At 43.9% G+C, this 9,194-nt stretch carries 8 protein-coding genes and 1 pseudogene; 2 read left to right on the top strand and 7 right to left on the bottom strand.

Going from position 1 to position 9,194, the window contains the following annotated elements:
* Window positions 1-531: 531 nt before the first annotated feature.
* On the top strand, window positions 532-1,071 hold the full coding sequence (locus R7Q46_RS24285; protein ID WP_005382791.1) for a PadR family transcriptional regulator: 540 nt from the start codon (window positions 532-534) through the stop codon (window positions 1,069-1,071).
* A gap of 70 nt (window positions 1,072-1,141) precedes the next feature.
* Here the strand turns inward: R7Q46_RS24285 and metF are convergent, their stop codons facing one another.
* The 3 genes from metF to R7Q46_RS24270 form a co-directional block, all read right to left on the bottom strand.
* The gene (gene metF / locus R7Q46_RS24280) at window positions 1,142-2,044 is read right to left on the bottom strand and encodes a methylenetetrahydrofolate reductase (protein WP_005381345.1); all 903 of its coding nucleotides are present in this window, start codon (window positions 2,042-2,044) and stop codon (window positions 1,142-1,144) included.
* A 262-nt stretch (window positions 2,045-2,306) separates the two neighbouring features.
* Window positions 2,307-4,715, bottom strand: a complete 2,409-nt coding sequence (locus R7Q46_RS24275; protein ID WP_213872099.1) for a bifunctional aspartate kinase/homoserine dehydrogenase II — start codon at window positions 4,713-4,715, stop codon at window positions 2,307-2,309.
* Between the two features lie 15 nt (window positions 4,716-4,730).
* Window positions 4,731-5,891: an O-succinylhomoserine (thiol)-lyase gene (locus R7Q46_RS24270; RefSeq protein WP_005382793.1), complete on the bottom strand. Its 1,161-nt coding sequence runs from the start codon at window positions 5,889-5,891 to the stop codon at window positions 4,731-4,733.
* Window positions 5,892-6,116: 225 nt separating this feature from the next.
* Between R7Q46_RS24270 and metJ the strand changes: the two genes are divergently transcribed.
* Window positions 6,117-6,437 (top strand): met regulon transcriptional regulator MetJ, encoded by a 321-nt coding sequence (gene metJ, locus R7Q46_RS24265; RefSeq protein ID WP_005381353.1) that lies wholly within the window; start codon window positions 6,117-6,119, stop codon window positions 6,435-6,437.
* Between the two features lie 112 nt (window positions 6,438-6,549).
* Here the strand turns inward: metJ and R7Q46_RS24260 are convergent, their stop codons facing one another.
* From R7Q46_RS24260 to R7Q46_RS24245, 4 genes and pseudogenes are all read right to left on the bottom strand, one after another.
* Window positions 6,550-7,827 carry a malic enzyme-like NAD(P)-binding protein gene (locus tag R7Q46_RS24260; RefSeq protein ID WP_005381358.1) on the bottom strand — a complete coding sequence of 426 codons (1,278 nt, stop codon included), beginning with the start codon at window positions 7,825-7,827 and terminating at the stop codon, window positions 6,550-6,552.
* A 206-nt stretch (window positions 7,828-8,033) separates the two neighbouring features.
* On the bottom strand, window positions 8,034-8,510 hold the full coding sequence (bfr, locus tag R7Q46_RS24255) for a bacterioferritin (RefSeq protein WP_005381359.1): 477 nt from the start codon (window positions 8,508-8,510) through the stop codon (window positions 8,034-8,036).
* 93 nt (window positions 8,511-8,603) lie between these two features.
* The gene (locus R7Q46_RS24250; RefSeq protein WP_005381360.1) at window positions 8,604-8,792 is read right to left on the bottom strand and encodes a (2Fe-2S)-binding protein; all 189 of its coding nucleotides are present in this window, start codon (window positions 8,790-8,792) and stop codon (window positions 8,604-8,606) included.
* 331 nt (window positions 8,793-9,123) lie between these two features.
* Window positions 9,124-9,194: pseudogene (locus R7Q46_RS24245) on the bottom strand (elongation factor Tu); the annotation flags it as partial.

The following is a 9,194-nucleotide window of genomic DNA, read 5'->3' as shown; positions in this document are numbered from 1 at the left end:
ACAGTGAGTTTAAAAGCGAGGGAGTAATCGCGCTGAGTTCTTTTAGTTGTTGATTTCATAACACTCTCCAATTTTTTGGGGGGAAAGTGTCAACCTTATTTAGGACGGCACACATTTTTAATAAAAAGCTGGGCAAATGCTCAGCTTTTTTTTATCACAGGATAATCGCACCAAAACAAAAGCAGTTAAATAAACCATAATAGACCCAAAAAATACCAAAATAAAAGAATAAAAAACCACAATCTAACACTATTGATTATTATGTTAGTTTTTTAGGGTAATTTTGTCCTACTATTCCACTTCATGCTTATTATTTATATACTACTTGCCTGCTGAGAGCTCATAAATCCAATCATACCTGCTCCAGCCTTGATGGGACTCCCCATCGCTCTAGGTGATAAACGGCTTTAAGGTGACAGGACCAACATTGTTGGTGCTACTTATACATTAAAAAACTCAAGTGCCAGTAAGAGCGCAGCTGAAAGTATAAGTAGCTTGTTTACAAGTTTATTGACCATTTGGATTGAAGACATGTCATTACCACACGTAATCTTAACTGTTCTTAGCACTCGCGACGCAACCGGTTACGATATCACTAAAGAATTCTCTGCTAGCATCGGTTACTTCTGGAAAGCAAGCCACCAACAAGTGTACCGTGAACTCAACAAAATGGCTGAGAAAGAACTGGTTACTTGCGTATTAGAACCCCAAGAAGGCAAACCAGACCGCAAGGTTTACTCTATTACAGACGCTGGTCGCAGCGCTTTGGGAGAGTGGTTTGATCAACCAACTGCACACCCAACAGTTCGTGATGAGTTTTCAGCGAAATTGATGGCATGTGCCGTTCAACCTGCGGCTCCATTCCGTGACCAACTCGCCGAGCTAGTTGAAGAGTCTCGCAAACTGGTTTCTCACTACAAAGAAATTGAAGCGGCTTACTACGCAACGCCGTCAACTTTAGATAAACAAGCTCGCCTAGAACGTCTAACGCTTCGCCGTAACCTTCTGTTACGTGAAACTTGGATCACTTGGGCAGAAGAAGTTCTAACTGAACTTGAAGTGATTGGTTAAACTCCTTTTGCTTTGATAAAACGAAAAAGGCTTGCCACTTGGCAAGCCTTTTATCTTTTTGAAACCAGATTTACGCACCGACTACTGCGCGAGGACGAACACCCAACGTATGGCATAACGCGTAAGTCATCTCTGCACGGTTTAGTGTATAGAAGTGAAAATCCTTAACCCCTTCACGACTCAGCACACGCACCATATCAATAGCTTGGCTAGCTCCTACAAGCTGGCGAGTCACCGGATCATCATCCAAGCCATCGAATTGTTTGCTCATCCACCCTGGTACTTTCACGTTGTTCTGTGCCGCAAAGCGAGACGCTTGCTTAAAGTTCGATACAGGCAAAATTCCTGGCACAATTTCTACGTCAATTCCTGCTGCGACACAACGGTCACGGAATCGCAGGTAAGACTCAACGTCAAAAAAGAACTGAGTAATAGCACGGTTTGCACCTGCATCTACCTTACGTTTTAGGTTCAATAAGTCAGACTGAGCGCTTTTAGCTTCAGGGTGAACCTCAGGGAATGCAGCAACGGAGATATCGAAATCGTGGCGTGATTTCAGCAGCTCAACCAAATCCGAGGCATACATATCAGGCGCACCGCCACCTGGAGGAATATCACCACGCAGAGCGACGATATTTTCAATACCATTGTTCCAATAATCATCGGCAATATTAATCAACTCTTCACGAGTCGCATCAATACAAGTGAGATGGGGAGCGGCAACCAATCCGGTTGTTGCTTTAATTTCTTTAATGATGGAGTGTGTTCTGTCACGCTCGCCGGAGTTCGCACCGTAAGTCACAGAAACAAATTTAGGTTGAAGCGTTTTAAGACGGTGCACTGAATTCCAAAGTGTTTCTTCCATCTTAGCGCTGCTTGGCGGAAAAAACTCAAACGATACATTGATGTTATCTGATAACTCAGCAATATTCTGGTTCAAGGCGTCGATATGGCCTGCGTGCGTATATCCCATCTTACTCTCCCTGCGGCACTCCGCCACGAAAACAAATCCTTAAAATCGACGTTTAGACGTCTATATGTCTACAGAATGTATTGAATACGATTTAATGTCAACCTTGTAATTATGAATTTTTCTCAAGTTAATAATGAAGATAGTTCAAGTTTCTACTTGAGCATCATCTCGCCATTTTGCACGGGTTATGACTTCAATATGGCACTGATAGGGGAATAAAAAACCCTGGATTAATTCCAGGGTTTTTAGGTCAATCGCAACTTTAAAATAAACCAGCCAATCGGTTGAGGTCGGATTGAATAGCGCCGGCTGTCACTTCTCTGCCTGCGCCTGGTCCTCGAATGACCAGAGGGTTATCTTTGTACCACTTGCTCTCTATGGCAAAAATGTTATCGCATGGCAATAAGTTGGCGAGCGCGTGCTCACGAGATAACGCTTCGACTCCCACCGTTGCTTTACCATTTTTTTCTAAACGCGCCACATAGCGAAGCACTTGATCGTTTCTCTGTGCTTTTGTCAGACGCTCTTGAAGTATTTCACTCAACAACGCTCCATTATCGAAGAAATCATCTAAGCTCAGTTCTCTTAATTCTTCTGGCACCAAAGACTCAACTTTAACGCTGTCTGGTTCTATATCTAGGCCCGACTCTCGAGCCAAGATGACTAACTTACGCATTACATCGGAGCCATCTAAATCAGAACGAGGGTCAGGTTCGGTTAACCCTTGCTGCCAAGCAAGATCGACTAAATCATTAAATGGCACAGAACCATCAAACTGTTGGAACAGCCATGATAGCGTCCCCGAGAAAATACCCGATAGAGCGACGATTTCATCCCCACTTTCACGAAGATCTCGCACGGTATGGTTTATCGGTAACCCAGCACCAACCGTTGCGTTGTATAGCCAATGACGACCAATTTTAGCGAATGCATCTTGAACCTGATGGTAGTACTGACTATCTGCGGAACCGGCCACTTTGTTAGCGGAAATCAAATGAATGCCTTGCTGTGCGATTTCTACGTAGCGCTGAGCTAACTCTTTACTCGCGGTAACATCAAGCACGACGGCTTCATCATAGCTTTTAAGCGCTCCCAAACGTGCCAGCCAATCCCCATTGTTTGCTATGCTTTCATCATCAAATCGTTCAGCAACACTCGCCGCCTCAATACCTTGCTCATCGAACCAATAGGTTTGGCTATCCACAACCGCGACAAGATCAAAGCTCATACCATGACGTTTTTCGAGCTCACTTTTTTGCGTAGCAAATAAATTTAGCCAACTAGAACCAATATTACCCTTGCCACATAAAGCCACTGCCACGCGTTTTTGCGCTTGGAACAACTGGCTATGAATCGTTTGAACCAACGCCTCGGTATCAGTACGGCGCAAAACAGCGACTAGGCTCAGCCCTGAGTCTGTTTCAGAGATAAATTCTACCGGAGAGTGCTTTAGCTTCTGATAAAAGCCAAAGCAATGATTGGCGTTTTTCGTAACGCCTGCACCTACCGCAGCTAAGAGCGAGTAACCTTCTTTTAGCTTAATTTCTGCCTCTACCGCAAGCTCTTGCAAGTGTTTCAATGCACCACCGGCGATTTCTGCGGTGTAAGCCAAGCGTATCGTATGCTGATCGGATTGAGCTTCAAATGCCAATGGCTCTAATTGCGCGCGCTGCAACGCTTGTAATACATCACTCTGTGTTTTTTCGAAGTCGTGCCCATGCATGAAAGACAACTGCACCAATAAAACATCATCCAGTGAAGTAATAATTTTAGCGCCACGACCAGATGCCAATACACGCTCAATACGAGTAGAACCCGACTCTGGCAGATAGCTACACTTGAGATTAAGGTCCATGGTACTTTGCGCCACAGGCTGAAGCGTACGACTGTGTAGCACTGGGGCAGCTAAGCGAGCAAGTTCACTGGCTTCATCCAATCGAAGTAACGGTAATAAACAAGCGTCAGACACCAAACGTGGATCGGCACTATAGACACCAGCAACATCACTCCAAATCGTGACAGTACTGACTTCAGCAAGCGCGCCTATGACCGTTGCAGAATAGTCAGAGCCGTTACGACCAAGTAGGATGGTTTCTCCTGCCTCGTTCTGAGCCATAAAGCCAGTAATTACCACACGTTTATGGTTATGCTGCGCGAGGATCTCTTTAATTAAAGGGTATGAACGAGCGCGATCAACCTCTGGTTGAGTTCCCGCTTCTGCACGTAAAAACGCTCGTGCATCTTGTGCAACCGCAGGGATAGAACGTTGAGATAATAACGCGGCCAATAGGCGAGCAGACCATACTTCTCCGTGCCCCAGTACCGCGGCTTTTTGCGCATTAGTGAGTGGTGCAGTCAGCTCCGAGAGAGTACTGAACTCATCATGTAATAAAGCTAACAGCTCTTCTTTTGCTTCACTCTCCAACAAGCTTTCTATTAGCTCAGTTTGGAACTGTCTCAAGCTTTGAAGCGCTTCATGCGCAATTCGGCCATCTTTACTTAACCCTTCCAAAAACTCAATCAAGCGGTTAGTGGTTTTTCCTGCAGCAGAGACGACCACAAGATCATTTTCTGTCGAATACTCCTTGAGAATACCCACAACGCGTAAGTAGCATTCTGGGTTTGCTAAGCTACTGCCACCAAACTTATGCAGCTGACGTTGTACAGTCATTGTTATCGTCTCCTATTACTGGGTAGCTTTAGCGAACGCTTGTTCTAAATCTGTGATGAGGTCTTGTGCATCTTCCAAACCGACAGACAAACGCAATAGTTGATGAGAGACCCCAGCCTCCGCCAGCGCCTCCTCACCCATTGCACGGTGCGTCATGGATGCTGGGTGGCAAATCAAACTTTCTACACCACCTAATGACTCTGCTAATGAAAACAGTTGGAGCTCTTTCACAAACACCTTTAACTGCTCAAACGAACCAGCAAACTCAAAACTCAACATAGAGCCAAAGCCCGTTTGCTGCTTTTTAGCAATGTCGTGACCTGGATGTTCCGGCAGGCTTGGATGATAGATAGTTTTAACTAACGCTTGTTTCTGTAGGTAAGCTAGTACCTGCTGTGAGCTCTCTTCATGTACTCTCATACGAGCAGCAAGCGTACGAATACCTCGCAGTGTCATGTAACTATCGAAAGGTGTGCCCGTTGCACCAATACAATTACCCCACCATGCAAGCTCTTCTGCATGCGCTTCTGTGTTGGTGATGATTACTCCACCAATTACGTCCGAATGACCGTTGATGTACTTTGTTGTGGAGTGGATAACAAAATCCGCACCTAGCTCTAAAGGTTTTTGGTACACGGGTGTCAAAAAGGTATTGTCCACCGCAACTAACGCGCCGATTTGTTTCGCTTTTTCACAAGTAGCTGCAATATCCACTACGCGAACCAGAGGGTTTGACGGAGTTTCTAGCAAAATGAGTTTTGGTTTTTGTGCCAATGCAGCATCTAAAGCCTGTTCGTCTGATTGATCGACAAACTGAACCTTAAAATCGCCTTTGTTAGCTCGGGTATTAAAAAGACGATAGGTACCACCATAACAATCGTGAGGAGCAATAATGAGATCATCTGGGCCGAGAAAAGCGGAAACCCATAAATTTAATGCCGACGTACCGCAGTTAGTAACAACCGCTCCTTTTCCAGACTCAAGTTCAGATAGCGCACTTTCCAACAGTCCGCGGTTTGGATTACCAGATCGTGTGTAATCATACTTGGGCACTTCACCAAAAGCAGGAAAACCATAGTTAGTGGAAAGATAAATAGGTGGAACGACAGCATGATATTGGCTGTCTGATTCAATACCAGTGCGTACTGCAATGGTCGCAGGTTTGCGAGTGCTCATGGGTGTATCCTTTCACGGGTAATGACTTCTAAATAGGAATGCGCTATATCTAATGAGTAACATAAAGTGATCAACACGCTTCCTTTGCTGTTATGTTCACTTTACTCGTCAAAAAATGAGACGTCAACACTTCTAGACGTCTATATGTCTTTGCTTATGGCGGTAAATGCAGCTAAAATCAGCACCTAAATTATTTTTAACCGATTACATAAATGAAGGTGTGCAATGGCTGACTGGAATGGCGAATACATTAGCCCATATGCAGAGCACGGCAAAAAAAGCGAACAAGTAAAAAAAATTACCGTCTCTATCCCGCTAAAAGTTTTAAAGGTGCTAACTGATGAGCGTACTCGCCGTCAGATCAATAACTTACGCCATGCAACCAATAGCGAATTGCTATGCGAGGCATTTTTGCACGCGTACACAGGTCAGCCACTTCCGACAGATGAAGACCTTCGTAAAGACCGTCCTGATGATATTCCAACAGAAGTAAAAGCGCTGATGACGGAAATGGGCATCGAATTTGAGTCATTCGACGAAGAATAAAAAAGCCTGATAAGAGGTTTCAGGTAATAACTCTTGCCTCGAGCCAAATGAATGACATAAAAAATGGGACGCAATAGCGTCCCATTTTTGTGTATCACATCTGAAAGATATATTACTCTGCCATGTAGTTTTCAGGCATCTCGATACGAGCTACACCTGAATTAACCGCCGCCTGAGCGACCGCTTTTGCAACACGTGGTAGCAAACGTGAATCCATTGGTTTTGGAATAATATAGTCCGCACCAAACTCTAGCTTATCAACACCTGCAGCCTTCAATACGGCTTCAGGTACAGGCTCTTTTGCTAGCTCACGAATCGCCTCAACGGCTGCAAGTTTCATTTCATCATTGATTTCACTTGCACGCACATCAAGAGCACCGCGGAAAATGAATGGGAAACACAATACGTTGTTAACTTGGTTAGGATAATCACTACGGCCAGTACCCATGATCAAGTCATCACGAACTGCGTGAGCAAGTTCCGGCTTGATTTCAGGATCCGGGTTAGAACATGCGAATACGATTGGCTTATCTGCCATCAACTTCAACGCTTCCGCTGGCAATAGGTTTGGACCAGATACACCTAGGAACAGATCTGCACCTTCAATCACGTCTTCTAGTGTGCGCTTATCTGTATTGTTCGCAAATAGCTGCTTATATTCATTAAGATCATCACGACGAGTGTGAATCACACCTTTGCGATCTAGCATGTAGATTTTTTCGCGCATTGCGCCGCATTTGATCAGAAGCTCCATACACGCTACAGCGGCAGCGCCAGCGCCAAGACAAACAATTGTTGAATCTTCAAGTTTCTTACCTTGAAGTTCGATTGCATTCAGCATACCCGCTGCCGTTACAATAGCAGTACCATGTTGATCATCGTGGAATACTGGTACATCACAACGTTCAATCAGACGCTTTTCAATCTCAAAACAGTCTGGTGCTTTAATATCTTCAAGGTTGATACCGCCAAAAGTGTCTGCAATGCTCGCAACAGTATCAACAAATTCATCGATCGTGCGGTGCTTAACTTCAATATCAATAGAGTCAAGACCTGCAAAACGCTTAAACAGTAACGCTTTACCTTCCATCACTGGCTTAGATGCAAGTGGACCTAGGTTACCTAGACCTAGAATAGCGGTACCGTTAGAAATAACAGCAACCATGTTCCCTTTTGCAGTGTACTTGTACACGTTATCCGGGTTTTGTGCGATTTCACGCACTGGCTCTGCAACACCAGGGCTGTAAGCAAGGGCAAGATCACCCGCCGTTTCCGCAGGCTTTGTCAGTTCGACAGCAATCTTTCCTGGAGTTGGATAAGCATGGTAATCCAATGCTTTTTGGCGATGTTCTTCTTCTGGAGTGGCTGCTTGGTGGTTGTCTTCAGACATGGACGTTTCTCTTTTTTATTTTTAGGTAAGGGGGCATAAATTCTATCGGATAGAAATCAAACTTCATAGGCAAGATTGCGAGCAATATCCTTAAAAAGCCGATAATAAAAGAGATTAGACCAGATAACGGAGTTAAGCACCTGATTTTCGAGTCAGGTGCTCTTTCTTCTTACTATTATTGGAGTATGCAAACTCAGAAAGTATCGTTACTCTTCGTCCACGTATTGCGCTTGGAGATAATTCTCAATACCAGACATTTCAATCAAGCCAAGTTGCGTCTCTAGCCAATCAACATGTTCTTCTTCATCTTCAAGAATATCTTGGAAGAGATCTCGAGACACATAATCTCGAATGTCTTCAGCGTAGGCAATCGCATCTTTTAAATCTGGAATAGCCGCCATTTCAAGCTTTAAGTCACACTCGAGCATTTCCTTGGTATCTTCACCAATCATCAACTTACCTAAATCTTGTAGGTTCGGTAGGCCTTCAAGGAACAAAATACGCTCAATTAGATGATCGGCATGCTTCATCTCATCGATAGATTCGTGATATTCCTTGTCTGCTAGGTGCTTTAAGCCCCAGTCTTTATACATTCGGGCGTGAAGAAAATACTGATTAATAGCGACGAGCTCGTTACCGAGCACTTTATTGAGATGTTGAATGATGATTGGATCGCCTTTCATGACAAAACCCTCCTCTTTGGCTTCATTTAAATGTAGAAGCAAATGAGAAGGTGTCAAAATGTAAGGCAAATAATTACTGCATACTTACAGCAATTAGCTGGCTTGTTTAAATTCCGTGTAACTAGTTTCCGCTAAAATTTCCTTGGCCTGTCTGATGCACTTACCACATTGGCTGCCCAATGCCGTGCACTTTTTGATTCCTTTAATATCTGTTACGCCTTCATCTATCGCCAACTTCCTAATTTTTTTGTCGGAGACACCATGGCAAAGACAAACGTACATACTCAAAAAACCTATAAAACTAATCTGTGACAAACAATATAAACAAGAATAGTTCTTGTTACCAGTCGCATTATGGTGTCCGCTCAGAATATTTGGTTATAACGATTTTACCGCTGCAGGAAAAGATCAAAGGGTTAAGAGGGGTGAGTAAAAGCGTTAAGAAATAAAGTCGGTAAAACTCTGTTTTTAAATCGAAAAAGTGACGTCTTTTATTTCAACACTTATAACTAAATGTAATCTAGAAATGAAAAAGGGAAGCCTAAGCTTCCCTTTTCGATGCACTTTCTTCAAAAAGAAGAACAGTGCAAGATTTCGTTTAATTCGTTATGAATTAGTCGAAGATCTTAGCAACAACACCAGCACCTACTGTACGGCCACCTTCACGGATCGCGAAACGTAGAC

Source organism: Vibrio sp. 811 (assembly GCF_033339195.1).
The sequence above is the reverse complement of the archived record's forward strand: the minus strand, read 5'-3'. Positions and strand labels throughout refer to the sequence as shown.

Excerpts from the sequence above, each read along its gene's own strand:
- R7Q46_RS24270 (WP_005382793.1), bottom strand. The coding sequence starts at position 5,891 with ATGAGCACTCGCAAACCTGCGACCATTGCAGTACGCACTGGTATTGAA.
- R7Q46_RS24275 (WP_213872099.1), bottom strand. The coding sequence starts at position 4,715 with ATGACTGTACAACGTCAGCTGCATAAGTTTGGTGGCAGTAGCTTAGCA.
- metJ (WP_005381353.1), top strand. The coding sequence starts at position 6,117 with ATGGCTGACTGGAATGGCGAATACATTAGCCCATATGCAGAGCACGGC.
- R7Q46_RS24260 (WP_005381358.1), bottom strand. The coding sequence starts at position 7,827 with ATGTCTGAAGACAACCACCAAGCAGCCACTCCAGAAGAAGAACATCGC.
- bfr (WP_005381359.1), bottom strand. The coding sequence starts at position 8,510 with ATGAAAGGCGATCCAATCATCATTCAACATCTCAATAAAGTGCTCGGT.
- metF (WP_005381345.1), bottom strand. The coding sequence starts at position 2,044 with ATGGGATATACGCACGCAGGCCATATCGACGCCTTGAACCAGAATATT.
- R7Q46_RS24250 (WP_005381360.1), bottom strand. The coding sequence starts at position 8,792 with ATGTACGTTTGTCTTTGCCATGGTGTCTCCGACAAAAAAATTAGGAAG.
- R7Q46_RS24285 (WP_005382791.1), top strand. The coding sequence starts at position 532 with ATGTCATTACCACACGTAATCTTAACTGTTCTTAGCACTCGCGACGCA.